The sequence below is a fragment of the Serratia liquefaciens ATCC 27592 genome (genome assembly GCF_000422085.1).
GTDB lineage: Bacteria > Pseudomonadota > Gammaproteobacteria > Enterobacterales > Enterobacteriaceae > Serratia > Serratia liquefaciens.
Genome location: NC_021741.1, coordinates 2176464 through 2201414, shown reverse-complemented (window position 1 = coordinate 2201414; position 24951 = coordinate 2176464). Strand labels below are relative to the sequence as shown.

The 24951-nt window shown below is 53.4% G+C and carries 26 protein-coding genes; 16 read left to right on the top strand and 10 right to left on the bottom strand.

Annotated features, from left to right (window positions below; translation table 11 throughout):
- The first annotated feature begins 731 nt into the window (after positions 1-731).
- The 8 genes from M495_RS25810 to M495_RS25535 all read left to right on the top strand — a co-directional run bounded on the left by M495_RS25810 (position 732) and on the right by M495_RS25535 (position 7162).
- Positions 732-893: a hypothetical protein gene (locus tag M495_RS25810; protein ID WP_020826589.1), complete on the top strand. Its 162-nt coding sequence runs from the start codon at positions 732-734 to the stop codon at positions 891-893.
- Positions 894-912: 19 nt separating this feature from the next.
- A complete protein-coding gene (locus M495_RS25805; RefSeq protein ID WP_020826588.1) occupies positions 913-1068 on the top strand; it encodes a hypothetical protein in 156 nt (51 codons plus the stop codon).
- 413 nt (positions 1069-1481) lie between these two features.
- Positions 1482-1694: a hypothetical protein gene (locus tag M495_RS25540; RefSeq protein WP_144079309.1), complete on the top strand. Its 213-nt coding sequence runs from the start codon at positions 1482-1484 to the stop codon at positions 1692-1694.
- A gap of 379 nt (positions 1695-2073) precedes the next feature.
- On the top strand, positions 2074-2919 hold the full coding sequence (locus tag M495_RS10295) for a chromosome partitioning protein ParB (RefSeq protein ID WP_020826586.1): 846 nt from the start codon (positions 2074-2076) through the stop codon (positions 2917-2919).
- Positions 2916-3803, top strand: coding sequence for a DNA cytosine methyltransferase (locus tag M495_RS10290; protein WP_020826585.1), 888 nt, complete (start codon positions 2916-2918; stop codon positions 3801-3803). The genes M495_RS10295 and M495_RS10290 overlap by 4 nt, the downstream gene beginning before the upstream one ends.
- Before the next feature lie 238 nt (positions 3804-4041).
- Complete coding sequence (locus M495_RS26010; RefSeq protein WP_020826584.1) at positions 4042-6243, top strand: S-type pyocin domain-containing protein; 2202 nt, start codon at positions 4042-4044, stop codon at positions 6241-6243.
- A gap of 1 nt (position 6244) precedes the next feature.
- On the top strand, positions 6245-6499 hold the full coding sequence (locus tag M495_RS10280) for a bacteriocin immunity protein (protein ID WP_020826583.1): 255 nt from the start codon (positions 6245-6247) through the stop codon (positions 6497-6499).
- Positions 6500-6796: 297 nt separating this feature from the next.
- A complete protein-coding gene (locus tag M495_RS25535) occupies positions 6797-7162 on the top strand; it encodes a hypothetical protein (RefSeq protein WP_041414505.1) in 366 nt (121 codons plus the stop codon).
- 466 nt (positions 7163-7628) lie between these two features.
- Here the strand turns inward: M495_RS25535 and M495_RS10265 are convergent, their stop codons facing one another.
- Together M495_RS10265 and M495_RS10260 are read right to left on the bottom strand one after the other, a co-directional pair.
- A complete protein-coding gene (locus tag M495_RS10265) occupies positions 7629-8240 on the bottom strand; it encodes a hypothetical protein (protein WP_041415338.1) in 612 nt (203 codons plus the stop codon).
- Positions 8241-8491: 251 nt separating this feature from the next.
- The gene (locus M495_RS10260; RefSeq protein ID WP_020826579.1) at positions 8492-9532 is read right to left on the bottom strand and encodes a caP-Gly domain-containing linker protein 1; all 1041 of its coding nucleotides are present in this window, start codon (positions 9530-9532) and stop codon (positions 8492-8494) included.
- Positions 9533-9779: 247 nt separating this feature from the next.
- Between M495_RS10260 and M495_RS10255 the strand changes: the two genes are divergently transcribed.
- Together M495_RS10255 and M495_RS10250 are read left to right on the top strand one after the other, a co-directional pair.
- Positions 9780-10001, top strand: a complete 222-nt coding sequence (locus tag M495_RS10255; protein ID WP_020826578.1) for a hypothetical protein — start codon at positions 9780-9782, stop codon at positions 9999-10001.
- A gap of 124 nt (positions 10002-10125) precedes the next feature.
- The gene (locus M495_RS10250) at positions 10126-10812 is read left to right on the top strand and encodes a MarC family NAAT transporter (RefSeq protein WP_020826577.1); all 687 of its coding nucleotides are present in this window, start codon (positions 10126-10128) and stop codon (positions 10810-10812) included.
- A gap of 38 nt (positions 10813-10850) precedes the next feature.
- Here M495_RS10250 and M495_RS10245 read toward each other — a convergent pair whose 3' ends face one another.
- The 6 genes from M495_RS10245 to M495_RS10220 all read right to left on the bottom strand — a co-directional run bounded on the left by M495_RS10245 (position 10851) and on the right by M495_RS10220 (position 18506).
- Entirely contained in the window at positions 10851-11984 is a 1134-nt protein-coding gene (locus M495_RS10245; RefSeq protein WP_041415336.1) for an ABC transporter substrate-binding protein, read from the bottom strand.
- A 149-nt stretch (positions 11985-12133) separates the two neighbouring features.
- Positions 12134-13417, bottom strand: a complete 1284-nt coding sequence (locus M495_RS10240) for an SLC5/6 family protein (RefSeq protein WP_020826575.1) — start codon at positions 13415-13417, stop codon at positions 12134-12136.
- A gap of 256 nt (positions 13418-13673) precedes the next feature.
- Positions 13674-15011: a cytochrome c gene (locus M495_RS10235; protein WP_020826574.1), complete on the bottom strand. Its 1338-nt coding sequence runs from the start codon at positions 15009-15011 to the stop codon at positions 13674-13676.
- A 12-nt stretch (positions 15012-15023) separates the two neighbouring features.
- Positions 15024-16805 (bottom strand): GMC family oxidoreductase, encoded by a 1782-nt coding sequence (locus tag M495_RS10230; protein ID WP_041414502.1) that lies wholly within the window; start codon positions 16803-16805, stop codon positions 15024-15026.
- 2 nt (positions 16806-16807) lie between these two features.
- On the bottom strand, positions 16808-17533 hold the full coding sequence (locus M495_RS10225; protein ID WP_020826572.1) for a gluconate 2-dehydrogenase subunit 3 family protein: 726 nt from the start codon (positions 17531-17533) through the stop codon (positions 16808-16810).
- 307 nt (positions 17534-17840) lie between these two features.
- Complete coding sequence (locus M495_RS10220) at positions 17841-18506, bottom strand: transglycosylase SLT domain-containing protein (RefSeq protein ID WP_020826571.1); 666 nt, start codon at positions 18504-18506, stop codon at positions 17841-17843.
- Positions 18507-18614: 108 nt separating this feature from the next.
- Here M495_RS10220 and ghoS point away from each other — a divergent pair, with 108 nt between their 5' ends.
- The 5 genes from ghoS to M495_RS10195 all read left to right on the top strand — a co-directional run bounded on the left by ghoS (position 18615) and on the right by M495_RS10195 (position 22598).
- Positions 18615-18914 (top strand): type V toxin-antitoxin system endoribonuclease antitoxin GhoS, encoded by a 300-nt coding sequence (gene ghoS, locus M495_RS10215; protein WP_020826570.1) that lies wholly within the window; start codon positions 18615-18617, stop codon positions 18912-18914.
- A gap of 132 nt (positions 18915-19046) precedes the next feature.
- Positions 19047-19991 carry a metal ABC transporter substrate-binding protein gene (locus tag M495_RS10210; protein WP_020826569.1) on the top strand — a complete coding sequence of 315 codons (945 nt, stop codon included), beginning with the start codon at positions 19047-19049 and terminating at the stop codon, positions 19989-19991.
- On the top strand, positions 19988-20878 hold the full coding sequence (locus M495_RS10205; protein ID WP_020826568.1) for a manganese/iron ABC transporter ATP-binding protein: 891 nt from the start codon (positions 19988-19990) through the stop codon (positions 20876-20878). The genes M495_RS10210 and M495_RS10205 overlap by 4 nt, the downstream gene beginning before the upstream one ends.
- A complete protein-coding gene (yfeC, locus tag M495_RS10200; protein WP_020826567.1) occupies positions 20878-21738 on the top strand; it encodes an iron/manganese ABC transporter permease subunit YfeC in 861 nt (286 codons plus the stop codon). The genes M495_RS10205 and yfeC overlap by 1 nt, the downstream gene beginning before the upstream one ends.
- Positions 21738-22598, top strand: coding sequence for a metal ABC transporter permease (locus M495_RS10195; protein WP_020826566.1), 861 nt, complete (start codon positions 21738-21740; stop codon positions 22596-22598). The genes yfeC and M495_RS10195 overlap by 1 nt, the downstream gene beginning before the upstream one ends.
- Positions 22599-22635: 37 nt before the next feature.
- Here the strand turns inward: M495_RS10195 and M495_RS10190 are convergent, their stop codons facing one another.
- A complete protein-coding gene (locus M495_RS10190; protein ID WP_020826565.1) occupies positions 22636-23085 on the bottom strand; it encodes a GNAT family N-acetyltransferase in 450 nt (149 codons plus the stop codon).
- A gap of 260 nt (positions 23086-23345) precedes the next feature.
- Here M495_RS10190 and M495_RS10185 point away from each other — a divergent pair, with 260 nt between their 5' ends.
- Complete coding sequence (locus M495_RS10185) at positions 23346-24215, top strand: fructosamine kinase family protein (protein WP_020826564.1); 870 nt, start codon at positions 23346-23348, stop codon at positions 24213-24215.
- A 44-nt stretch (positions 24216-24259) separates the two neighbouring features.
- On the opposite strand, the gene M495_RS10180 is transcribed toward M495_RS10185, so the two are convergent.
- Positions 24260-24820, bottom strand: a complete 561-nt coding sequence (locus M495_RS10180) for a YniB family protein (RefSeq protein ID WP_020826563.1) — start codon at positions 24818-24820, stop codon at positions 24260-24262.
- Positions 24821-24951: the final 131 nt, after the last annotated feature.

Genomic DNA, 24951 nt, shown 5'->3' with positions numbered 1-24951 from the left:
GAGTTAGCCTTGACCAAACCAATGCCTAATGACTCAAGAAAAACACACTTTGCCAGAGCGGCAAGAAGAGTGATTTTAGACTGGAAAGAGACAGGAACTTTACCACCACAAACAGTCTGGTCCTCCTGAGATGAAACCCGGTTTTTTCTCCGGGTTTTTATGGACCTCCTCTAAATATTCAATCCTCGGTTTTTCGTTCATTTCTGTCAGTGAATTCGCTTAAGCTGGTAGGCCATCTACACGACCTATCTCATCGCTATTCTATGCCAGCAGCAAACAAGACTGTCCCATTATCCTGCATGCCTCGTCATAAACCAGATCTGAATCTGGGTCCGCCATAGTCTCCACCGTTAAATCCCCTCTCAAAATACCCCCATAAGCTACCAATCCAGTCCTATCAAGTAATTTACAAAACTAAATTCTCTAAACTCTCAATTAGTTAACGATAAACATCGACCTTATGTTTAGTGTTTACTTGACGATTAAGTTTATTATTAATTAAACTCAATCCATCGACAGCAACAACGTCACCCCAAACCACCGGGTCGCTCTTTAACAATCAGGTTTAGTCACCCAGCGTTGAGCAGAGAGATCTGCATAACTCAGTACCTGGAAGTCCCCAGCCCTTACGGGGGTATGGCACAGCTGGCATGCGGCGGACAGCACTGGGTGAAGTGAACTTATAAAGCGTCCTGTGGGGCGCTTCATTAAGACCACTGAGGAGTAACGCGATGAAAGCAATAAACGAACATGTTGGCTGGGGCATTGATGGTCACGACATGAAGGTTTTGTTTTGCAGCAAATGCCGTGAAGTTTTCTACCGCACTCCAAGCACGGGTAAAGCAATGCAGGCTCAGCGCATCTTCAGCAAAAAGCACCAGTGCGCCAACTAACACAGCAGAGGGTTACACGATGCGACTCGAACAGAACGCCAATTGGCAGACCAAAGCTCGCGGCGACAACGACAGCGAATATCAGATTTACCTGGCCTGCGCTGATGACGGCAAAGGCAACGAATTCATGACCGGCAAGCCGTTGAAAACTTATGACGAGTGGCTGGCCAGCTAATACCCACCGCGCCCTACGGGGCGCACTGAGGCAATCATGAGTTTAAACGGATGGAAGGCAATGACCTATAGCGTGCTCATCGGCTTAACCCTTTGGGTGGCAACTATTTCTGGCTGCGTATACATCGCCGGGTAATACCGGCGTCTCACTTATCTGGTGGCGCATCATTCCGGTTCTAATTTTAACCTACACAGTATAAATCCCCGGTTCGATGCGCCACCAGGTGCGTGAGTCATCACAAGCCTGTTCCGTAACACCTCCCTTGTCATCCTTTGCCCCGCTAGTCGGGGCTCTTTTTTACATCAATAAAGGCTCTGCCCCGCTCCAGTGTGCTGGAACCGTAGGGAAACCGAGCGCGCGCATCAACTCAGGCAGTGCCTTTATCCATGTAATTTTCATTGAGAGGACATGTTATGCAAACCACCACAAAATACTGTGAGCACTGCGGTAAGACGCGCGGCGTAGAGAAAAAGGGCGTAAGCATTCAGCGCTACGAAGACGGCAGATATAAGACCGTGAGAATCCTCGTCTGCGCCGACACCTGCTCCAGCTTCTACGTCACACGCAACAGCATTAAAACCCTGCAGCGCCGCCTGCACACAATGCAGCGGAGGCCAGCATGGTAACGCTCAACGCTCGCATCCAGCATAAGTACGACCTTACCGGGGGCGATTTTGCCCCTAAACGCCACCACGGCAAACACCTCTTCTATCTGCTTATTTTTACCTTGTGCCTGCTCACTGCTGGCGCTGTTTGGAGTTAATCATGGAAAAGAAACCTCTCCCGCCGAGCCTGTGCGAACCGCGTTACCACATTGGGACCATCGTGAATTACTCAGATCACCGGGGTAAGGATGTTCAGGGCCAGATAGTCAGCGCATGCGCACGTTGGACGGGTTTTAAAGACGGTTCGGCATATGTCCTGACGTATGCCATTACCCACCCTTCAAGCAGTCGCCTACAGCACCACAGCGAAAGCACAATCCACGGAGAGGTTGAATAACAGATGGCTAACTCATTTAAGCAGATGGCAAAGGACGGCACGATAAAACGTCCTGATGGGCGCATGACTATGAACCTGGACGATATCCACGTTCAGGAAGGCTTTAACAAGCGCGTGGAGAATGAACACACTCAGGCAGAGGATGAAAAGCTCTTTCAGCACCTGATGAAAGGCAAGCCGGTGCCACCGATCGAGGTAAGAGTTCGTGATGAAGGCGGTGTTTGGGTTGTTGAAGGCCACCGCCGTCGCCGTGCTTATAGCCGCTGTCGTGACGCAGGTAAACCTGTAGAGCGCATACAGATAATTCCGTTTACTGGAAATGATGTAGAGCGTATCGCTCGCATCATGAACAGTAACACCCAGCTCCCCCTATCCCCTTACGAGCAGTCGCTCGTTGTAAAAGAGCTGGCCGGGTTCAATCTTTCCCCTGATGAAATCGCCGCGTTGGTCGGTAAGAGCCGCGCAACGGTCGATAAGCTGCTGGCATTCAGCCAGGCAAACCACGACGTTCAGACGCTCGTTAGAGAGGGTGCTGTTGCCGTTGACGCCGCTGTAGACCGCGTAAAAGAGCACGGCGAAGCGGCAGGAAAAGTGCTTGCCGGTGACGTCGAAAAGGCCAAGAAGGCAGGCAAGAAGAAGGTCACCAAGTCCTTTATCACCCCCCTATTCAGCGCCACCCGCGCACGCAGATTATGCGAACTGCTTTATGACGCTGCCCCTATGCTCTGTGAAGAGGGCGATGTTCTGCTGCTGACGCCAGGAACCAGAGAGGAAATAAACAAAATCCTCAACGAGTACAGACAACAGCACCCGCAGACATTCGATGCTGAACAACAGGAGGCCAAATGACCGTAACCGTTAATTCATTTTTCTGCGGCGCTGGCATGATGGATGTCGGCCTACTGAGCGCAGGCATCACGGTTAACCAAGCTTTCGAACTTGATTCTGACGCTTGCAAGACTTACCGGCACAACATCGGCGATCACGTAAAGCAATGCGATATCAGCCAAGAACTGGTATTTGAACAGGGTGCCAGTGATGGGATGGTGTTCACCTACCCATGTACGAAATACAGCACTATCGGCGATATCCATGGAGTGCATACCGGTGATGACTTGTTCCTGCATGCTTTGCGTCACTTCGCACTTGCACGACCAGAGTTTTATGTGATCGAAAACGTCCCAGGTATGCGAGCCTTCCCTGTCGTGATGGAAGCAATGACCCGCATGCCTGATTACTTCATTCAGGTGTTTTGCCCTATCCAATCCGAAACATGGCTTCCACAACACCGTAACCGCCTAATCATCATCGGTACCCGGCGTGCGTTTTCCATCAGGCCTCCCGAGAAATTCAAACCGCTGCCCTTGAGTGCGGTATTGGAAGAAGACCCACAGGTAACTTTACCTAAGGCCATCAACGCGAGACTCAGTGGCTCTTACAGGGATTTACCGATTATCAGTGACCCAGCACGCGGAGATATCGCCCCAACCTGTGTGGCCCATTACGCGAAGGATAAGAGCACTCGACTTGTTGTCGATAAACGCTTCCCTGACGGAGTTCGCCCGTATTCAGTGCGTGAATATGCTCGCCTGCAGGGTGTACCTGACTGGTTCATTTTTCCCGTGTCAGATACCGCAGCTTACAAGCAGATTGGCAATGGGGTGAGCATTCCGGTGGGCGCTTGGATTGGGGCGGAAATGATTCGTTATATGGGACAGGCCCGGCATCGCTAAGTGTTAGAACAACAGTGCTCCGAGGTCTTTAACGCTCGATCAATAACTTTAATCTGAAAGCCCCTAAGAAAATACCCCACATTGTCATCTCATTATTCCAAGCATGCGTTGTATCATTTATGGCACAAATGATAATGATTATCATTACATTGACGTGTGGGAACTTTTTATATACAGTTCAAATCACTGTATGGGCATACAGTTAATTCAACTTTGTGTTTAAGAAAAAGGAGTTCTTATGGGTGATATCAACTACGACCCCGGCAACTATAACAACGGCGTGCCGCCCCAAGCTGGGCTAGTATGGGAACCCGGTGGTGGCGGTGTCCCGGGGTCATGGGGATGGCCAACAACAGGGCAATGGGACGGAGATACGTTAACGATAAGCCCTAATGATCAAGGTACGACAGGTAACGGAAATCACCTGGCATTCCCAGGCCTGGGCTTCTCTGATAATCCAACAAAGACGCCATGGGCAGGTATTCTTGGCGGTGATTCCTGGGACGTGCTCGATGCCCTTCAAAAAGAGTGGTATGAACAACAGGAGAAGATAAAACAACAAAAAGAAGCCGAAGAAGCAAAGCAAAAAGCACAGGAAGCCGCGAGGAAAAACTCAGAGGAAAAGGCCCGCGCACAAGCTGAAGCAGAATTCAGAGCTCGGGCGGAGGCAGAAGCCAAAGCCAATGCAATTTCCGAAGGCGCGAAAATTGGTGTGTCGGCGGCGGAAAATAAAGTGCGGGAAGCCCAAGAGCGCATTAATCAGGCTGCGGAACAGATACGTCAAAAAAATGAACATCTGGCCTCAACTATTCCCGCTCGTGACGAGAAAAAAACGCTGGTTTCGATGCTCACCGACATGTTTAACCTTGACCCCACTTATCTGGGTCAGTTGGACGAAGAAGAAGCCAAATTAAATAATCTTCAACAACAGGTCGATGCAGCAACAGCAGAACTAAACGCCGCTCAACAAACGCTGCATCAGGCTAACGTCGATAAAGGGCTGGCAGATGTCACCCTAGAGGCCGCGCGTAAAGCCGAAGCCGATGCACGTGCACAGGCTGAAGCCGATGCACGCGCCAAAGCTGAAGCAGAGGCCAAAGTGAAAGCCGCAGCCGAAGCCGCCGCTCGGGCAAAAGCTGAGGCGAAAGCCAGAGCGGAAGCGGAGGCCAAAGCACGTGCAGACGCAGAGGCGAAAGCGGCCGCGGAAACCAAAGCGAAGATAGCGGCAGAACTGGCGAAGGTAGCTGCTGAGCTGGCAAAGGCCGGAGTTAAACCTGCACCGGAGTACACTCCGGATATGGTGAAGGCGGCAAATGCAACCCTGGGTGGCGCCGGCGTGCTGGCATTGGGGCGTTGGCCTGGCACAGCCCAGTTGGCCATTGCGGGAAGAGGTGTGATGAATGTGGGAGGGAAAGTGCTCAGTCCCTCCATTGGCAGAGGCATTTCAGCACTGACAACCGGGGCGGCCAGTCCACTGGCAGGCGGCTTTGTCATTGCAGCCATTTTCCATTCACCCAAAGTAGGGATAGGCAGTGACAAAGTCCCGGGGCGTGATGTTCCTGCACTGTTTAGCTATCCTGCCAACGTCATGTTGCCCAAAGAACAGGGATTGAAACCGGGGACATCCACGGTCGATTTGCCCGTCCGGGGTCAACTGGTCATGTCAAACGGCCAATTGGCACTGAAACTGCTGAAAACCGGTGATGGTTTGTCGAAAGCCGTTCAGGTGTTGACAGCTGTACGTGATAAAAAAACCGGCTTGGATCGCATCATGGTGCCAGCGACAACTAGTGCCCCTTCGCGTACGGTTTTGATCAATCCAGCGGCAACACCGCCTGCACCTTCGAATACAGGTAATCAGACCCCGTCTGTACCGGCAATACCGTTGCATACTGGCACCGATGTAAAACCGGTGGAAAATATTGTGGTGACTACTTCACGCGCCGCAGATAACAATGGGCTACAAGATTTTATCTACTGGCAGCCTGACGCCAAAGGTACCGGCGTCGAGCCGATTTATGTGGTGTTCAGAAGCCCACGAGATATGCCAGGGAAAGTGAGCGGCAAGGGACAGAAAGTAGGTGAAGGCTGGCTAAAAAAAGCGGGCCAGGAACTCGGTGCCCCAGTCCCCAGTCAGATTGCTGACAAGCTGCGTGGTCGAGAATTCGCGAACTTTGATGCTTTTCGTAATGCATTCTGGCGGGAAGTTAGTAAAGACCCTGAATTAAGCAAGCAATTTGATCCAGGTAGTTTAGCCACCATGAAAAAGGGGAGAGCCCCGTATGTTCGAAAGGCCGAACGAGCAGGGAAAAGGGTTAAAGCTGAATTACATCATTTAGACATGATAAAAGATGGCGGGCGTGTCTTTGATGTTGATAATCTTGGTGTCGTAACCCCGAAACGACATGTTGAAATTCATTCAAGAAAGGGAGGGAAGTAACATGGCTAATAAGACGATATCTGATTATACGGAAAAAGAATTCCTCGAATTCGTAAAGGGTATTTATAACGACACCTATCCATCCGAAGAAGCGCATATTGATGCTGTTATGGAGTTTGAGAGGTTGTCTGAGCATCCGTCAGGATCGGATTTGTTGTATTACCCTGAAAAAGGCAATCAAGGCGCTGAAGCTGTAGTTAAAGTCATCAAAGAATGGCGATCTAAAAACGGCAAGCCAGGTTTCAGGAAAGCATGACCCCATAATTTATCACTCTTTCAGCCCGGTTAAACGCCGGGCTTCTTTTTAGCCTACTCCGTCGAGAAGACGTAATGAGACACTTTCAGCGTATTTCTAGACTTTAATGCCAGGGCCAGTGGAGACGGCTGCAGGGATTGCAGGACATCAGTTAAGTACTGAGCTTTCAATGGTATTAAGGCTGAAATGCATGCCACCTCGCTATGCAGGCAAAACCGGAGAACCAGGTCGCTGAAAACACAGCAGATTGAAGCTATACTCACATTATAAAATGTAGAACAAGCGAAAGGAAAAATCGTGAGAAAAGGAATAATACTTATTTTGGCATCATCAGCACTTCTGTCTGGATGCCTATCAACGCCTAATGAGGCAAGAAACGAAGCACCACTTCTGAGCAGAGAAAGCACCAAATCCCCTGAAGTTCTCAGTGAATGCATCTATGAACGATGGACCAATACCCGTGTCATGCTTGAGCGAGACAACACGACACATGTTGAGCAGTCGAGTAATAAAATCACGGTCTTTACATGGAAAGACACTATGTTCGCCGATATCACCCCAAATGGAACGGGATCGGCAGTTAAGTTCTATAAAACTTTCGGTATGGGCTACACCATTGCAGATAACCGAAAGGATGTGGTGGAGAGCTGCTTGATTGACTAACCCGCTCTCTCAATTATACTGAGCAAATAAACAGTATTTTGTGGTGTGAGTTATGGCTTCAAAAGAACTCGGCTATCAAGTCGTCTATCGCGGCGAAACCCTCCCTCACTTCGTAGAGGGTGGCTGAGTGTTCTTCCAACGCCTGAAGGAGTACGGCGGCTACTGGCTCGGGCGCACATACAACGATGCGTTCATATTCGGGCTTGAGCGACCAACGTCGCTATTTGAAGGCATCCAATTCATCCTAGCCTCAAGGTCAGTCGAGCGAAACGCAGAAAAGTTTGACGACGACTTCACCCTCTTCTAAGAAGTTTAGTCAGCCAGATTTCAGATCTCGCCCACAATTGCCAGATTGAAACCTAACTTGGTACACAGAATGGAAAGCATACCTTCACAGCCATATTGGCTAAGCGGATAGTATCACTAAAATTGTTCCGGATAAATAAACTGCGGCACAGGCCCGGATTTAGCGGGAAGCTGGGCGGTCCTTCAGGTAACCCAACGCGGCAATCAGGCAGAAGGCGTAACCCAACAGCTCGCAGCCCTCTTCCACCATGTTCTTCACCACTCGGTTGTAACCATCCAGCATCAGCATTTGCCACAGAGAATTCATGCCAAACAAGCGTGAAAATACCAGAATGCACAGCAGGCCTGCGCACATCATGCCGTAGCTCGGATGCGTCACGAAATGCGCCAATCCCTGCACCGTGGCCTCAATGTGGCGTGACGCATACCACAGGCATCCAAGCGTCACCGCCAAAGCGAACCACAGCCAGGAACCGTGCCACAGCATATCGAAGGCAAAATCCATCTCGCGGATCAGCATGCAAAGGAAGAACCCCCCCGCCAACACCCACGCGGGCCGATAGGCAACTTGCCGGCGTGCAGCCACAAAGAACAAGCCGGAGATGGCGGCCAGCATCACTTCCTGCGCCGATTCGGTTAAGGAGGTTTCGTAGACAAAATTATGCAGCCAGTGCACATCAATGAACATTAAGCCCATCAGCGCAGCCAAAAATGCGCTGTAAAGCAGAAAGGAGCCTATTTTTCCCAGTAAAATTTGCAGATCATGTTTCATAGTCATACTCGTTATTATTTAAAGCGCGACTATGGTATTCACCTGCGCAAGGGGATCGTAGCAATTGATGCGGAATAGGCTTACTTCGTGTCTGATTTGCCACTAAAGGGCCATAAAAAACAAAAATCCCCGGCAAATTGCCAGGGAGGATGCCAGTCTTTCCTGGCTGTCACTTCACCGTCGTGAAGATCCGGGCCTCTCATCCCGATACTGAGACGCGCAAGTAAGACCCGGCTTACTCCTTGTCGCCGTTATTCTCTCACCACCACGATACGGCTGTTGGTCTTAACGCCCCACAGGCCGGCCAACGCGCTGATGACTGCGCCAATCAGCAATGCGAAGAATGACCACAGGGCCGCATGAGACAAGGCCTTAGCCGCTTCCGCTGCCTGCTCGCGTGCTTTTTGCTTCAGCTCTGTATATTCCTGCTTAGCCTGATTAATTTTTACTTCCACGTCATTCAAGCGCTGATTCACCAGCTGCGCCGTTTTGTTTTTCGCATCCACCAGATTTTTGACGGTCTGGTCAACTTCCTGCGGTGTCATATCGGTATTCTCCGACAGCGCTTTCTTGAGCGAATCCTCATCGACGTCCTGCGAAATGGCCTCACCGTGTTTTTTCAATTTGGCAACCAGATCCTGAATAATTGCATCGCTATTCTCAGGCTGCAGCGCCAACGCTTTTACCGCGTCCCCCACTTCACTCTTGGCCGCGTCCAACTGTTGCTGCATAAACTCCGGCTGCAATGAAGGGATATCGCTTTTTTTCAGTGCCGCCACGACATTGTCTTGTAACTTTTCGGGTTCCAACTTGGTGTCGATACCCAACTTATCAAACACTTTGCCGCCGGCATCCGCGAGACCCGAAGCGCCTTTACCAATGGCTGACCCGGCACCGGAAAGCAGGCTACCGGAAGTTGAGGCAATAGCCCCCAGCGCGTTCCCGGTGGCTTTGACTGCAGAACCCACCAACAAAGCGCCCAACACCGCCGCTACAATCAGCGAGGTGGCCCAAACCAGGAAACCGTGGATTAACCCATCATTCGCTGCCAGACGACCGGCAATAAAGGCACCGGCAGCCAGGCTCAGGATGATCGAAATTGCAGACCAAACCACCACAGTAGTGCCGGCCCCGTTGACCGGATCGTCAGAGGTCGGATCGACGATGGAAAACCCCAGACTGGTCCCCAGAGTAGACAGCAGCAGCGACACCGCCAAAACGGTGATAACCCCGCCAATTACGCTGCCCCACGATATTTTTTTAACCGTTGCCAATTCGTTTGCCACTTGCATAGTAAAACTCCTTTTAAGCTTTTCGATTAAGTAAAACTGCCCGAAAGCCCTATCAGTATAGAATCCAATAAAAAAAGGGGTGGCTTAATGATCAAAAATATAAAATTAACTAATGATACATGTACTCTTTGTCCGTGTTTAGCCGACGTTTTGCTCCCTGCACATTGCGCAAATCAGCGATGGCGAACATCTCTGGCTCCCGCTATCCTGATGCCATTAACGGCAGAGTTGAGAAGCACCCCGCATCATGAACCGGTTATTGAAATTACTCGTTGGCGCCTGCCTGGTGCTGACGGCTCTTTTTGTCCTGCTCCATCTGGGAGCAGACCGTCATCCACGGGCCATCGCGGTGAATGAGCCGCCGATGGAATGTGAGGATACACCGGAGATTGCCAATGATTGCGTGAACGACGATGACGCTAATACCGACGCCGTTCTTGAACTGCTCCCCCCTGGCAGCCCAGGTTAACGGCGTGAGAACATTTTATTAATTCATTGTATTTTAAGTAACTTATTGCGGAAGCAATTCGCATTTCATGGCAGGCGATCAGGTTGCGCTGTCGTGTTTTAACTGAAAACAGGGAGTTCGCTTTATGACAAGTATTCTGCAGTTATTCCAGGCCATCGGACTGGGTTTGGTGCTGCTGTTGCCACTGGCCAACCCGCTGACTACCGTCGCGCTGTTGCTTGGCCTGTCGGGCAATATGACGCGCGAAGAACGCAATCAGCAGTCGCTGATGGCATCCATTTATGTGTTCTTTATCATGACGGTGGCGTTCTACGCCGGCCAAGTGGTGATGAACACCTTCGGCATTTCCATTCCCGGTCTGCGTATTGCCGGTGGGTTGATTGTGGCATTTATCGGTTTCCGCATGTTGTTCCCGCAGCAAAGCGCAGAAGACGCGCCAGAAGTGGAAACCAAGTCAAACGAACTGCGTAAGAAAACCTCGGCCAATATCGCCTTTGTCCCCCTGGCAATGCCAAGCACCGCTGGCCCCGGAACTATCGCCATGATCATCAGCTCCGCATCGAGCATTCACGAAAATACGCTGGGTTTCGCCCATTGGGTGCTGCTGGTGGCCCCGGTGGCGATTTTCTTCTCGGTTGCCTTTATCCTGTGGGTCTGCCTGCGCAGTTCCGGCGCTATTATGCGCCTGGTGGGCAAAAGCGGCATCGAAGCCATTTCGCGTCTGATGGGGTTCTTGCTGGTGTGTATGGGCGTGCAGTTTATTATCAACGGCGTGCTGGAAATCATCTCCACCTACGTGCCTGCGGCCTGACAATAAGGGCGCGGTATCAGCCGCGCCCTTCACGATGTTTACTTTCCTGCCGGTGCCTGCGCACCCAATATCCCCTTACCTTCCGGCACTTCGGTAAAGCGGCTGAGGATTTCGCTGTGGGTTTTCGCCGGATCCAATTCCTTGAACTGATTCGGATAGATAAACTTCGCCAGATATTCCAGCCCGACGATGTTGTACGGGTGGTTATAGAAGTTATGGTAAATGCCGTAGAAGCGCCCCTCCTTCACCGCCGTAACCTGAGCGAAACCCGGGCGTTGCTTCATCCGATTAAAGGCGTCATCAACCTGCTGCTGCGTCACACCGTAACCAAAGGGCACTGCGGCATTGGTTTTGGTCGCCCATTGAGAGCCGGACACGATATAGGCGTCAGGTTTCATGCTGATCACTTTTTCCAGGGAGACATCGCCGGTTGCGCCAGGCAACAATGCGGAGCCCAGGTTACGTGCGCCTACCGCCTCGATCATCCCACCCCAACCGACGTGAGAATGAGTGAAACAACAGGACTCAAGCCCGTTAAGACCGGCTTTTGCCTCGATAAATACCAACGGCTTTGGCTCGACGGCTTTGGTTTTATCCAGGATGTTCTGATAATGCTGCTGATAGAAGTCGGTGTACTGTTTCGCTTCGCTTTCGCGGTTGAGGGTCTCACCCAGCAGCATGATGCTTTTCGGGGTGTTTTCCACCGGCTTGAGCATGGTGTCGATAAACAGCACCGGAATGTTGAGCGCTTTCAGCTTATCCAACACGCCAGTCTGGCTCAGTGAAGGCTTGGAACGCAGTTGAGCCACCATCAGATCAGGCTGTTTGGCGATCACGCTTTCCAGGTTGACCTCGCCCTTATCACTAAAGCCCATATCGATAATGCCGTTGGCTTCCGGCCACTTGTTACGCAGGATCTTCCAGGTTTCACCGTCGCTTTTCTTGAGCAGGTTATTCCAGGCTACCAGCCGGGCGAAAGGATCGGCGCGGTCGAGCAAGGCCAGCGTCAGAATATCGCGCCCGTCCTGCACCACAATGCGTTTAGGCTCTTGCTTGATGGTCAGGCTCTGGCCAGAGGTATCTGTCAGGGTTAACGGATAAGTGGTCGCCATCGCCTGAGCGGACAAACCGCAGGCGCAGGCCAAAGCCAACAGGGTGATTCGACGGTGCACGTAAAACTCCTTAGCGTAGGAAATCAGTGCGGAAATAATAATGAGAACCGCTCCCATTATCAAAGAGAACCCCGGGTGCGTTTTCGCTTAATTGAAAAGGGATGTGAACAGGGAAAAAGCAGCGCACCGGATCCGATGCGCTACTGAGGTCAAATCAGGCCGTAAATCAGCGCCGACAGCGCTATCAGGCCCATCACCAGGACAAAGACGTTACTCAGCGCACGATAGCGGCGCATCGCGGGCACTGCACGCACAGCGTACATCGGCAGAATAAACAGGATCGCTGCAATCAGCGGACCGCTGATGGTTTCGATAATGTGCAGCGCACTTGGGTTCCACACCGTCGCCGCCCAGGTCAGCAGGAACAGCGATATCGCAGAAATCCGGTGCGTAATACGCGAGCTCAAGGGTTTGCCAACCGCTCGCGTCAGGCCGTCGATCAGGCTGGTTGCCCCTTCGGTTACGCCCAGGGAAGTGCCGAGATAAGACTTGGCCATCGCCAGCATCGCCATCATTGGGCCAAGGTAGGCGATCAGCGGGTTGGAGAATTTGTTCGCCAGCGTGGTCAGCACGGTGATGTTTTGATCTTTCGCCTGCTGCATATCCTCATGTGACAGGCTCAGTACGCAGCTAAAGACAAAGAACAAGACGGTGACGCAGATCAGCACATAACTGTAGCGCATGATACGCGCGCAGCGGCGTTCGGCCTTCTCACCGTACAGGCTCTTTTGCGTGGAGGCGAAGGACGAAATAATCGGCGCATGGCTGAAAGAAAACACCATCACCGGCACCGCCAGCCACAGTGAATGCCACAGGTCCGGGCTGCTGAACTGGGTGTTGGCCAGGCCGCTGACAAAGTTTGCCGTTTGCCAGGTGGGTACCAGATACAGCGAGATACCCATCAAAAACACCAGCAGCGGGAACACCAACATGCCCATCGCCGAAACGATAGCGTCTTTGCCGCGCAGCAACACCAGGTTCAGAACCACCACCACCGCCAGGCTCAGCCAGACACGCGGTAGCGGCGCCAGGTGAAACTGATGGATCAGGAAGCTGTCAAGCGCATTGGTGATCGAGATGCTGTACACCAGCACGATCGGGAAGAACGCCATCAGGTACAGCACCATGATGATTTTGCCGGCCAGCACGCCAAAGTGCTCCACCACCACATCATGGATATTGCCGTCACGGCTGGAGCCGGACAGCACAAAGCGGCTCAATGCGCGGTGCGGTAAATAAGTCAGCGGGAAAGCGAACAACGCCATCAACAACAGGACCAGCGGGCCATTCAGACCTGCATTGATCGGCAGGAACAGGGTTCCTGCGCCGACAGCGGTGGCATAGAGCCCAAACATCCACACGGTATCGGTTTTATTCCATTTGGCAGCCTGGGCGGTTGCCAGCGTGCCTGAATCGGGAGAAATAGTACTCATAAGAAAGCTTACCTTACTCTTCAGCGACAACGATTGCGCTCAACGGGATATCCTTCTCCGCGAATTTTTAATATTAATCAGTGGATTAACGCAGTATTTCACTCTTATTCCTGCTAAAAGGACGGCAAAGGATAATGAAAAATGCGGCTCGGGTCTATGTTTTATCGGCTGACAGAGTGATTTACGAGCAGAAAATGCTGCCAAAATCAGCACGCCCGGCCAAAAGAAAAGGGCCTCGAACGAGGCCCTTTCAGATTTACTTGTTGGCGTCCGGATGTTCCGGCACGGCGGCGCTGCCCATCTCCTTCTCATCGCGGATCATCGAGCGGTCTTTACGCACGCTGGCCACGTCTGAGGCGTCGATTTGCTTGGCGCTGTTGCCCCAGCTTGAACGGATGAAGTTGACCACATCCGCTACCTGCTGGTCGTTCAGACGCCAGCCGAACGGCGGCATGGTGATGTTGGAAACCGCCCCTTTCACCGCCGGCGTGGTGTTACCTGTCAGCACGATATGAATCAGCGAAGTCGCGTCTTCGGTCTGTACCACCGGATTGCCCTTCAGCGCCGGGAAGGCGCGTTTATAGCCGACGCCATCGGTGCGGTGGCAGGCCGCGCAGTTATCGACGTACAGCGCCGCTCCGGGCTTGCTGTCGTTACCACGCCACAGATCCTTGGCGACGCTGTCTTCGACCGGTGCCGCCTGCTGCTTGCCGTCTTTCGGCGGCAGCGTTTTCAGATAGCGCGAGATCGCCGTCAGATCCTCATCGCTGAGATACTGCAGGCTGTGCTCCACCACGTCGCTCATGCCACCAAACACGATAGATTTGTCGTTGCGTCCGGTTTTCAGGAACTCCGTCAGTTCGGCTTCGCTCCAGGTCCCCAACCCATCCTTGTTGTCACCGCGCAGGCTGGAAGCCACCCAACCGTCGATCGGCGCATTGCTGCCGGACAGATAGGTATCGCCGTCGTTATTGCTCAGCGCTTTTTCCTGCATGGTAAGGCTACGTGGCGTATGGCAGGCGCCACAGTGACCCAGCCCTTCCACCAGATAGCGACCGCGTTCAATCACCGGATCCGCCTTGCTGTCAGCCACAAAGTCGGCAGGCGAAGGCGCAAACATGCCGCGCCAGATGCTCAACGGCCAACGCATCGACAGTGGCCAAGGGATGTCGGAATCCTTGTTGGCCTGCTCCACCGGTTGCACACCGTGCATGAAATAGGCGTACATGGCGCGCATGTCATCCTCTTTCACCAGGGCAAACGACGGATACGGCATCGCCGGGTACAGGGTGCTGCCGTTTTTGGCGACGCCTTTGCGTACCGCATTGTCGAAGTCTTCGAAGCTGTAATCACCGATACCGGTTTTCTTGTCCGGCGAAATATTGGTGGAGTAGATGGTGCCGATCGGCGTTTCCATCGCCAGACCGCCTGCAAACTCTTTACCGCTTTTGCCGTTGGTGTGGCAGGCCACGCAGTCACCGGCGCGCGCCAAATACTCGCCGCGTTTGATCAGCTCGCTGCTGACCGTGGCGTCCTGCGCCCATACGGAAAAACTCAGTGCACTGAGAACCAGTGCGGGAACAAATGCTTTCATCAGTCGCCGTCCTTATGCCTGCACCAAAGGGCCTGGGTTTTTCAGATACTGCTCGCGAATGGCACGGGCAGACCAGTAAGCCAACGCGGCCACGGTGCCGGTCGGGTTGTAACCCAGCCCCTGAGGGAAGGCCGACGCGCCGATCGAGAATACGTTATGCACGTCCCAGCTTTGCAGATAGCGGTTCACCGCGCTGGTTTTCGGATCTTCCCCCATCACCGCCCCGCCGTTCATATGGGTGGTCTGGTAGCTGGTGGTATCAAAGTGGCTATTGGCGTTTTTCGGGCTGCCGGCGATCAGTTTAGGGTTCATGGCCTTGGCGATAGGTGCCATTTTGTCGTACATGAACTGCGACATCTTGACGTCATTTTCCTGCCAGTCGAACGTCATGCGCAGCAAGGGCTGGCCGAAGACGTTCTTGTAGTTGGGATCGAGGTCCAGATAGTTGCTGCGGTACGACTGATGCGCACCGTGCGCATCCATCGATACATGGTGGGTATAAGCATCGGCCACTGCCGCTTTCCACTTGCTACCCCAGGCTGGCGTTCCTGGCGGCGTTGGCAAGCCGGAAATAGGCTTGGTCCCCGCCTGGTTGACCCAGAACGGCGAACCGCCGACGAAGCCTTCTTTGGCATGATCAAAGTTATCGGCGTTGAAGTCGTCAACGCCGACACCGTTACCGCCGGCCCCGATGAACGGGTTGGTGTATACGTCCTTGTCGAAGAACGCCTTGATGGTGGTCATGTTCTGATAGGCGAAGTTACGCCCTACCACACCCTCGCCGGTCACCGGATCGTAAGGTTTACCGATGCCGGACAGCAGCATCAGGTGCACGTTGTGGAACTGGAATGCCCCCAGGATCACCAACTCCGCCGGCTGCTCGACTTCACGACCCTGCGCGTCAATGTAATTCACCCCGGTCGCACGGGATTTATCAGCGGTCAGATTCACTTTCAACACGTTAGCGTTGGTGCGCAGCTCAAAGCGTTTTTCCATGCGCAGCGCCGGCAGAATGTTGACGTTCGGCGAAGCCTTGGAATACATGTAGCAGGCATAACCGCTGCAGAAACCGCAGAAGTTGCACGGCCCCATCTGCGCACCGTACGGGTTGGTATAGGAATCGGAGGTGTTGGCGGAAGGCAGGTTATACGGGTGATAACCTACTTCCAGCGCTGCCTTCTCGAACAGCTGGGCAGAGAAGGTATTTTTCTGCGCCGGCAGCGGGAAGTCGTCCGAACGGTCACCCGCGAACGGGTTGCCGCCCTTTTGACCCACTTTCTGGCCTTTGATGGTCCAGGCGGTACCGGAAGTACCGAATACTTTTTCGGCCTTGTCGAAGAATGGCTCCAGCTCGGCGTAGCTCACGCCGAAATCCTGGATGGTCATGTCTTTCGGGATAAAGCTCTTGCCGTAGCGCTCTTCGTAATGGCTGCGCATACGCAATTCAATAGGATCGACCCGGAAATGGACGCCGGACCAGTGCAGGCCCGCGCCGCCCACGCCGGTACCCGGCAGGAACGCCGCCAACTGGCGGTAAGGCACCGCAGTCTGGCTGGTATTGTGACGAATGGTCACGGTGCTTTTCGACAGATCCTGGAACAGCTTGCGGCGGATGTTATAGGTCAGTTCGTCGATCACCTGCGGATAGGAACCGTCCGGATAGGTATCGCGCATCGGGCCACGCTCCAGCGCCACCACGTTCAGGCCCGCTTCGGTCAGCTCTTTGGCCATAATCGCGCCCACCCAACCGAAACCGACGATCACCGCGTCTACTTTTTTCATTACCGTTGCCATTGTTACCCCCTCTCCCCACGAATCGAGACCGGAGGTAAGGGATAACGTTCCCCTCGCTCAACCCAGTCCATAAAGTCGGCGCGCGCGCCCGGAAAATTAATCAGCTTCCAGCCAACCATGTCTTTATTGCCGCCATGGATCGGGTCGCTGAAGAAACCTTCGCGGGTGTTTTGCAACAGGTAGGAGAAGAACAATTTTGCCGGCAACTGCGAGAATTCCGCCTCTCCGGACTCAAACTTCTGCAACAGCGCATCCTGCTGTGCAGCGTCAAGTTCAGCAAAGGGTTTACCGGCGGTTTTCTTGCAGTAGGCATCAGCATCTGCGATGCCAAGGTTATAGATCTGTTTTGGCACCAATGGCAGTTGATAACCCATTTCTTTCGGTGCATCCGGGTTAAACGGTCCCTGCATGTACCAAATAGAACCGGTGGCGTACGGGGTATTCATTTGACGATCGATAAACTCCGGCACGCCGGCCTCCAGCGCACCGGGGCCGCGTTCATCCGCCGGGATCAGTCGCGCCGCAGCGGCTTTAACGAAGGCCCACTCTTCCGGCGTAAAGAAAGTCGGTTGGTAATCTGGCTGTTTTGAGGTGTCTGTTGCCGCAACCGCCGGGATTGGAGCTGTCAGCGCACTCACGCCACTGCCGCCAATCACTGCTGCGGGAATTAAAGTCATCGATTTCAACAGGAAATCGCGCCGTGAATTGTTAGTTTTATCGTCCGACATATCACATTCCATCCAAAGATAATCACAACTATTTAACCTCAACCTTGCGGTCGATGCGGGTTTTAAACACAAATTGTTACTTATTTGTATATTTATTGAAGACCAAAATGTGAACAAAAGCCAAAATGTTACCGGTAACTTATTGAATAAACGTAAAGATTTGATGGGTAATGTAAAGTTAACGATTCGTGCGGTTTTTTAGGTAACAGGATGGGAAATAACGAAAAATGAGAGATATGTCGCGAATTTAGCGCTAGCCAATAAAAAACCGGCTGCTGACGCGGCCGGTTTTACGAAAAAATCTTGGCTAGGGTGACATCGCCTGGTAGGCGGTGGTCACTTTCCAGAGATAGCGTGGCGCCTGCGGGGCAGGATGCTTTTTCTGGATGTGTTGATAAAACTCATCCGGGCTCATTTGGTTGATGCGGTTCACCGCCACACGCTTGTCCGATGAGAAAGTGCGAAGCATAGCGCCCGCCCCATTCACGTAGGAAACGATGGTGGCGTAACGCAACGTCTGTGGGTTGTTGATCCCGGCTAGCTGCTGGCTTTGAAGAATATTGATATAGGCCGTTCCCAGATCAATATTGACCGCCGGATCCTTCAACTCACGCGAGCTTGGTTGCCCGCTTCTTCCTTTTAAACGATAGGCATCACGCCCGGCGGTTGAAGGCTTCAGCTGCATTAATCCCACTGCGTTCGAGGTGCTGACTGCGTTCGGGTTAAACCCGGACTCCACCTGAATAATCGCTTTAATCAGCGTTTCGTCAACGCCATAGCTGCTGGCTGCCTGACGAATGTAATCGTTATAGGCTATCGGTGTCCCCGTGCGGTTAACCGGTGCCTGCGGGGGGGTTTTTAGCCAACCACCACGCGATGTGCCACTGCCTGAATTATTAGTTGCTGTTTGCGGGTCTTTGGCGCACCCCGACAAAAGCAAAATTGCCGTCAGGCAACCTATTTTTGTTTTCACAGAATCCCTCACTCCTTTCAATGAGTTGCGTAGCATATACAACTTGTAAGGACGCCTGTACGGTTTTTTGGTCTATTCTCAAGCTACTCGTATACCAAGAGGTGATTTATGAGTCAATCTGCAACGACGTGTTTTGTGGTCACTTTTCGCTATCAGGAAGAAGGATTAGCTGATTTAGCCAAGCTGACAGGACAATTAACCCTGCAGGGATTTGTCACGTCAGTGGCCGACGAAAATGGCGTTCCGCACGAGCTGGGCAGCAACAGTTTTGCGTTAATAACCCCACTGGATCAAGAGGATGTACGGCAATTGGCCCAGAAGCTTGGTCAGGTGGCCTTGGGCAAGGCGCCGGAGGTCGACATCGTCACCTATGAGGACTACGTAAAGCGGTTACATACTGATACATAAAATGCTATAACTCACTGCTGGGTATTATTTCGCTTCGCTGTGGAAATAACCGGCAGTTTGCCTGCAGGTGACGCTTGACTTTGCTCTAATTGATATTGATAATCATTTTCATTTGAGCCAGGAGATGTCACCATGTTTTTGAAACAACGCGCTTTTCCCCGCCTATCCCTCGTTAAGAACAGGGCCTACTTCCGCCCTTTCACCCTGCTGTGTCTGTTGTTGACCGCCAGCCTTGCCAGCCATGCCGCGTTGGCGGAAAAGAAGCTGCGCGTGGTGACCACTTTCACCATTATTCAGGACATTGCCCAGAACGTAGCCGGTGACGCCGCCGTAGTGGAGTCGATCACCAAACCGGGTGCAGAGATCCATGATTACCAGCCTACACCACGCGACATCGTCAAAGCGCAGCACGCCGACCTGATCCTGTGGAACGGCATGAATCTGGAACGCTGGTTCCAACGCTTCTTCGAGAACATTAAACAGGTGCCTGCGGCCGTGGTCACCGAGGGCATCACCCCGCTGCCGATCCGCGAAGGGCCTTATAACGGCAACCCGAATCCACATGCCTGGATGTCTGCCAGCAATGCGCAGGTGTACATCGAAAATATCCGCAAAGCGCTGGTGCAGTACGACCCGGCCAATGCAGAAACTTACAATCGCAATGCTAAAACCTACGCTGCCAAAATTGCCGCGCTGGATGCCCCGCTGCGCGAACGCCTGTCTCGCATTCCGGAAGCCCAGCGTTGGCTGGTGACCAGCGAGGGCGCCTTCAGCTATCTGGCCAAAGACTATCAGTTGAAAGAAGTTTATCTGTGGCCGATCAACGCCGATGAACAAGGTTCACCGCAGCAGGTTCGCCGGGTGATTGACGCCGTGCGTGCCAACCACATCCCGGTGGTGTTCAGCGAAAGCACTATTTCAGACAAACCGGCCAAGCAGGTCGCGAAAGAAACCGGCGCAAAATACGGCGGCGTGCTCTATGTCGACTCTCTGTCCACCCAGGATGGCCCGGTACCGACCTATATCGACCTGCTCAACGTCACCGTACAAACCATTGCCAAAGGATTTGATCAATGACAAGTGAGGTTTTTGTCCGCCCTGAGTTGAGCGTGGACGACGTTACCGTGACCTACAACAACGGCCATACCGCGATCCACAACGCCAGCTTTACCCTGAGCGGCGGTGCCATCTGCGCGCTGGTTGGCGTCAACGGCAGCGGTAAATCGACCTTGTTCAAAAGCATTATGGGCCTGGTGCGGCCCACCACGGGCCGCGTACAGCTCAACGAGCAGCCAGTCGCGCAGGCATTGAAGAAAAACGTTATTGCTTACGTGCCGCAAACCGAGGACGTTGACTGGAATTTCCCAGTGCTGGTGGAAGATGTCGTCATGATGGGCCGTTACGGCAAGATGAACTTCCTGCGTATTCCTTCAAAAGAGGACCGGCTGCGAGTGGACAAGGCGCTGGAGCGCGTTGGGCTGAGTGAGTTACGCACCCGCCAGATCGGCGAGCTTTCCGGCGGGCAGAAAAAACGCGTCTTTCTGGCGCGGGCGCTGGCGCAACAAGGTAGCGTTCTGCTGCTGGACGAGCCTTTCACCGGGGTCGACGTCAAAACCGAGAACGCCATTATCGATCTGCTGCGCGCACTGCGTGATGAAGGCCACCTGATCCTGGTTTCAACCCATAACTTGGGGAGCGTGCCGGAATTTTGCGATCGGGTGATCCTGATTAACCGCACGGTGCTGGCTGCCGGCCCAACAGAAACCACCTTTACCCAAAGCAACCTGGAACAGGCGTTTGGCGGCGTACTGCGCCATATCAATCTGTCAGGCCCGGATCTGCACGACGACAACGATCCACGCACGGTCACGGTATTGACCGATGACGAGCGGCCAGCGGTGTTCTACGGCCATACCAAGAGCGATCCGCCGGCGCAAAGCCAGCCGAAGGAGAAACAACCCTGATGCTGGAACTTCTGCTGCAACCCTTCAGTTACAACTACATGGTCAAAGCCATTTGGGTCAGCGCCATCGTCGGCGCCGCCTGCGCGTTCCTTTCGGCCTACCTGATGCTAAAGGGCTGGTCGCTGATGGGGGACGCACTGTCGCACTCGGTGGTACCCGGCGTTGCCGGGGCCTATGCGCTAGGCCTGCCCTACGCCGCCGGAGCCTTCTTCACCGGCATGCTGGCCGCGCTGGCAATGACGCTGGTGCGCCACGTGACTCGCCTGCGCGAAGACGCCATTATCGGCTTTATCTTTTCCACCTTCTTCGCCGTAGGCCTGTTGATTGTGTCGCTAAACCCGACGTCGGTTAACGTCCAGTCGATTATCTTCGGCAATATCCTCGGTATCGCCGATGAAGACGTATTGCAGGTCGAGATTATCATCAGCGTTTCTCTACTGATCTTGTGTCTGGTGTGGAAAGACTTACTGGCAGTGTTTTTTGACGAAAACCACGCCGTGTCTATCGGCCTGTCGCCGCTGCGGTTAAAGATCCTGTTCTTCACCCTGCTCAGCGCCTGCACCGTAGCGGCATTGCAAACCGTTGGCGCCATTTTGGTGATCGCCATGGTGATCACGCCGGGGGCTACCGCCTACCTGCTGACAGACCGCTTCAGCCGGTTGGTGATTATCGCCATCGTGATTGGCGCACTGACCAGCGGCCTGGGCGCTTACCTCAGCTTCTTCCTCGACGGGGCTACCGGCGGGGTGATCGTGACTCTGCAAACGCTGGTATTCCTGGCCGCCTTTTTCTTCGCCCCCAAACATGGGCTACTGGCGTCCAAACGCCGCGTGGCACGTGAACAGACCGGAGGCCACTGATGGAAACCCTGTATCAACTGCTCAGCGAGCCCTTCGCCTATCCCTTTATGCAGCGGGCAATCCTGGCCGCCATCGTGACCGGCGTGGTGTGTGCAGTGCTCTCTTGCTATCTGGTGCTCAAAGGCTGGTCGCTGATGGGTGACGCCATCTCGCATGCGGTGCTGCCCGGTATCGTGGTGGCGTTCGTGCTCGGCATCCCAGTGGTGATAGGTGCCTTCTTCTCCGGTATTTTCTGTGCGGTAGCTACCGGTTACCTGAAAGAAAACAGCCGGGTGAAAGAGGACACGGTGATGGGGATCGTTTTCTCCGGCATGTTTGCCTTTGGCCTGGTGCTGTTTTCCCGTATCGATACCGATCAGCACCTCAGCCACATTCTGTTCGGCAATATGCTGGGCATTACCGACGCAGAGCTGAAACAGACGTTGCTGATGGCTGGCATTACGCTGCTGGTGGTGTTGCTGAAACGCAAAGATTTGATGCTCTACTGTTTTGATCCCAACCATGCCAGGGTGATTGGCCTGCCGGTGAAACTGTTGCACTACGGGCTGCTGTGCCTGCTGGCGCTGACGATTGTCGCCTCATTGCAGGCCGTCGGGGTCATTCTGGTGATTGCGATGTTGATTGCTCCAGGCATCATTGCCTTCATGCTGTGCCGCAGCTTCGACCGCATGCTGATAGTCGCCACGGTGGTGTCTGTGTTCTCCTGCGTACTCGGCACCTTGATCAGCTTCCACATTGACGGTGCCACCGGCCCCTGCATTGTGATAGTCCAGGCCATTCTGTTTGTGTTCGCCCTGCTCTACAGTAAATTTAAACCGTTACAACGTCACGAAAATGGAATGCTCGACGCAAAACCTTGAAACAGGCGGCGGTGCCTAATGGCGCCGCCGCTGCTCATTACGGCTGCTGATAGATATCCGGTCGGACAATATGCCAGACAAAATCCTCGCGGTTTACCGCTTCATAACCCACCTTTTGATACAACCACGGCGCAGTACCGGTCACCAGCATAATCCGTCGCAGCCGCTGCAACACCGGGTGCTCCAGCGTGCAGTCCATCAACCAACGCGCTAACCCTTGTCCCTGGTAGTCCGGGGAGACAAACACATCGCACAGATAGCCAAAAGTGACGTAATCCGTCACCAGACGCGCAAAACCAATCTGCTGGTGTTGATGGTACAGGCCAAAACACAGGCTATTGTCGATAGACAACTGCACCGTCGGCAACGAAATGCCGCTCGCCCAGCTTGAAGTGGTCAAAAATGCGTGAGTAAAGGAGAGGTTCAATTCACTTGTATCGCAGTTGATCCGGTATTCCCCTCGCTGCCACTGCCGGTTTTGCTCCATTGTTGTTCATCTCATTGATAATGATAGTTATCTGAATCCTGCCCTTGCCGTAATAGCTGACGACCTTATAAACATCGCTCTCACGCCGCCAAGTTGCAACAGACGTCGTACTTAAATTAATCAATAGCGTATATACTTTGAGCAAATGCGATGGCGATAAAATCGCCGGTTGTTGGTGCCAGCTGTGCGCCAGGTCGTGTTTTCACAGGGCTAAAGACGCTAACCTAATGAATTCGCAGGCAACACAGAGGGGGTGTACCATGTGGCAAGCCGTTAGCCGTCTGTTAAGTGAACATCTTGGCAGCGCAGAAATCCGCGAAAGGACCGAACTGCCCGGGGGAGAAATCCATCCGGCGTGGCGCGTGAGTTACGGTGACAATCAGGTGTTTGTCAAATGCGACGCTCGCGAACTGTTGCCCATCTTCACCGCCGAAGCCGACCAGCTGGCCTTGCTGGCGCGCAGTAAAACCGTGCGGGTTCCGCAGGTGTACGGCGTAGGCAGCGATCGCGATTACAGCTTCTTGCTGCTGGAATACCAAACCCTGAAACCTTTAGACGCCCATGGCGCTCACTGTCTCGGACAACAGCTGGCCCATTTACACAAGTGGAGCGAACAGCCGCAGTTTGGCCTCGACTTCGACAACGACCTGTCCACCACCCCGCAGCCTAACGCCTGGCAGCGCCGCTGGTCAGAGTTTTTTGCCGAACAGCGCATTGGCTGGCAACTGCAGATGGCGGCAGAGAAAGGCATGACCTTTGGGGATATCGATGAGATTGTCGACATCGTGTATCTGCGTTTGCAGCATCATCAGCCGCAACCTTCTCTTCTGCACGGGGATTTGTGGCCGGCCAACTGCGCAATGACCGCCGACGGCCCACTGCTGTTCGATCCGGCCTGCTATTGGGGCGACAGAGAGTGTGATTTGGCCATGCTGCCGCTGTATCCGGAACTGCCGCCGCAAATTTACGACGGCTACCAGAGCGTCTGGCCGTTAGAGAGCGGCTTTATCGAACGTCAGCCGCTTTATCAACTGTATTACCTGCTCAACCGCAGTAACCTGTTCGGCGGGCAGCATCTGGTTCGGGCCCAACGCGCGGTGGAAGCGTTGCTGCATCCCGAGTCCCGATAAAATAAAGGCGCTGAAATCAGCGCCTTTTTAATGAGCAGCCGTTATCAGGCCGCCCCGGCCAGTTGGCCGAGCAGCTTGATCACAAACCAGCCAATCACCGCAATCACCACCGGCAAAATGTACAGCGGGAAGTATTGCAGCAAGATGGTGTGGTGCGGCAGCGTAATGCGCTCTTCCAACTGCGCACGCGTATGCCCTTCGCTGCCTTTAGCCTGTTCGAGGATCATCTGGTCTTCCAGGCCTTCGCGGATAAACTTCACCTGACGTGACATACGTGCGCCAGAGGCCTGCAGCGCCAGCCCGACAAAAATCAGAATATAAATGATGATAAACATCAGGTTCGCGCCGCTGAACAGGCTTTTTTCTACGTCCGGTACCGGCGAGTTATACCAGAAGATATTCAGGAACGGGGTGTTAAAGCGCACCATATCTACCATTACGTGAACGAAATCCAGCATTACTGCGTTGATGCCTTTGGTCTTTTCGCTGTGTTGATACACAAACATCAGCAGCGAGATCAGCGTTGACAGTAACGCAGGGATGAAAACCACCCAGCCAAGAATACGTTTTAAAATGGCAATGCGCCCAGCCTGTTGATACGTCATGTGTTCCCCTTGTAAGCGACGTAACCGTAATGGGCTAAGTCTACCTGTAGTTATTGAAACTCGCCCACCGTTTTCTTCAGCACTGCTGTGCTACAAGCGTAGCCGGGATTATCCGAAATCAACAGCTTAAC

Coding starts and splice junctions, on each gene's coding strand:
- M495_RS10180 (WP_020826563.1), bottom strand. CDS start 24,820: ATGACGTATCAACAGGCTGGGCGCATTGCCATTTTAAAACGTATTCTT.
- M495_RS10265 (WP_041415338.1), bottom strand. CDS start 8,240: ATGAAACATGATCTGCAAATTTTACTGGGAAAAATAGGCTCCTTTCTG.
- M495_RS25810 (WP_020826589.1), top strand. CDS start 732: ATGAAAGCAATAAACGAACATGTTGGCTGGGGCATTGATGGTCACGAC.
- M495_RS10210 (WP_020826569.1), top strand. CDS start 19,047: ATGTTTTTGAAACAACGCGCTTTTCCCCGCCTATCCCTCGTTAAGAAC.
- M495_RS10295 (WP_020826586.1), top strand. CDS start 2,074: ATGGCTAACTCATTTAAGCAGATGGCAAAGGACGGCACGATAAAACGT.
- M495_RS10250 (WP_020826577.1), top strand. CDS start 10,126: ATGACAAGTATTCTGCAGTTATTCCAGGCCATCGGACTGGGTTTGGTG.
- M495_RS10290 (WP_020826585.1), top strand. CDS start 2,916: ATGACCGTAACCGTTAATTCATTTTTCTGCGGCGCTGGCATGATGGAT.
- M495_RS10195 (WP_020826566.1), top strand. CDS start 21,738: ATGGAAACCCTGTATCAACTGCTCAGCGAGCCCTTCGCCTATCCCTTT.
- M495_RS10190 (WP_020826565.1), bottom strand. CDS start 23,085: ATGGAGCAAAACCGGCAGTGGCAGCGAGGGGAATACCGGATCAACTGC.
- M495_RS10235 (WP_020826574.1), bottom strand. CDS start 15,011: ATGAAAGCATTTGTTCCCGCACTGGTTCTCAGTGCACTGAGTTTTTCC.
- M495_RS10225 (WP_020826572.1), bottom strand. CDS start 17,533: ATGTCGGACGATAAAACTAACAATTCACGGCGCGATTTCCTGTTGAAA.
- M495_RS10255 (WP_020826578.1), top strand. CDS start 9,780: ATGAACCGGTTATTGAAATTACTCGTTGGCGCCTGCCTGGTGCTGACG.
- yfeC (WP_020826567.1), top strand. CDS start 20,878: ATGCTGGAACTTCTGCTGCAACCCTTCAGTTACAACTACATGGTCAAA.
- M495_RS10260 (WP_020826579.1), bottom strand. CDS start 9,532: ATGCAAGTGGCAAACGAATTGGCAACGGTTAAAAAAATATCGTGGGGC.
- M495_RS10230 (WP_041414502.1), bottom strand. CDS start 16,805: ATGGCAACGGTAATGAAAAAAGTAGACGCGGTGATCGTCGGTTTCGGT.
- ghoS (WP_020826570.1), top strand. CDS start 18,615: ATGAGTCAATCTGCAACGACGTGTTTTGTGGTCACTTTTCGCTATCAG.
- M495_RS10185 (WP_020826564.1), top strand. CDS start 23,346: ATGTGGCAAGCCGTTAGCCGTCTGTTAAGTGAACATCTTGGCAGCGCA.
- M495_RS25805 (WP_020826588.1), top strand. CDS start 913: ATGCGACTCGAACAGAACGCCAATTGGCAGACCAAAGCTCGCGGCGAC.
- M495_RS10280 (WP_020826583.1), top strand. CDS start 6,245: ATGGCTAATAAGACGATATCTGATTATACGGAAAAAGAATTCCTCGAA.
- M495_RS25540 (WP_144079309.1), top strand. CDS start 1,482: ATGCAAACCACCACAAAATACTGTGAGCACTGCGGTAAGACGCGCGGC.
- M495_RS26010 (WP_020826584.1), top strand. CDS start 4,042: ATGGGTGATATCAACTACGACCCCGGCAACTATAACAACGGCGTGCCG.
- M495_RS10240 (WP_020826575.1), bottom strand. CDS start 13,417: ATGAGTACTATTTCTCCCGATTCAGGCACGCTGGCAACCGCCCAGGCT.
- M495_RS10205 (WP_020826568.1), top strand. CDS start 19,988: ATGACAAGTGAGGTTTTTGTCCGCCCTGAGTTGAGCGTGGACGACGTT.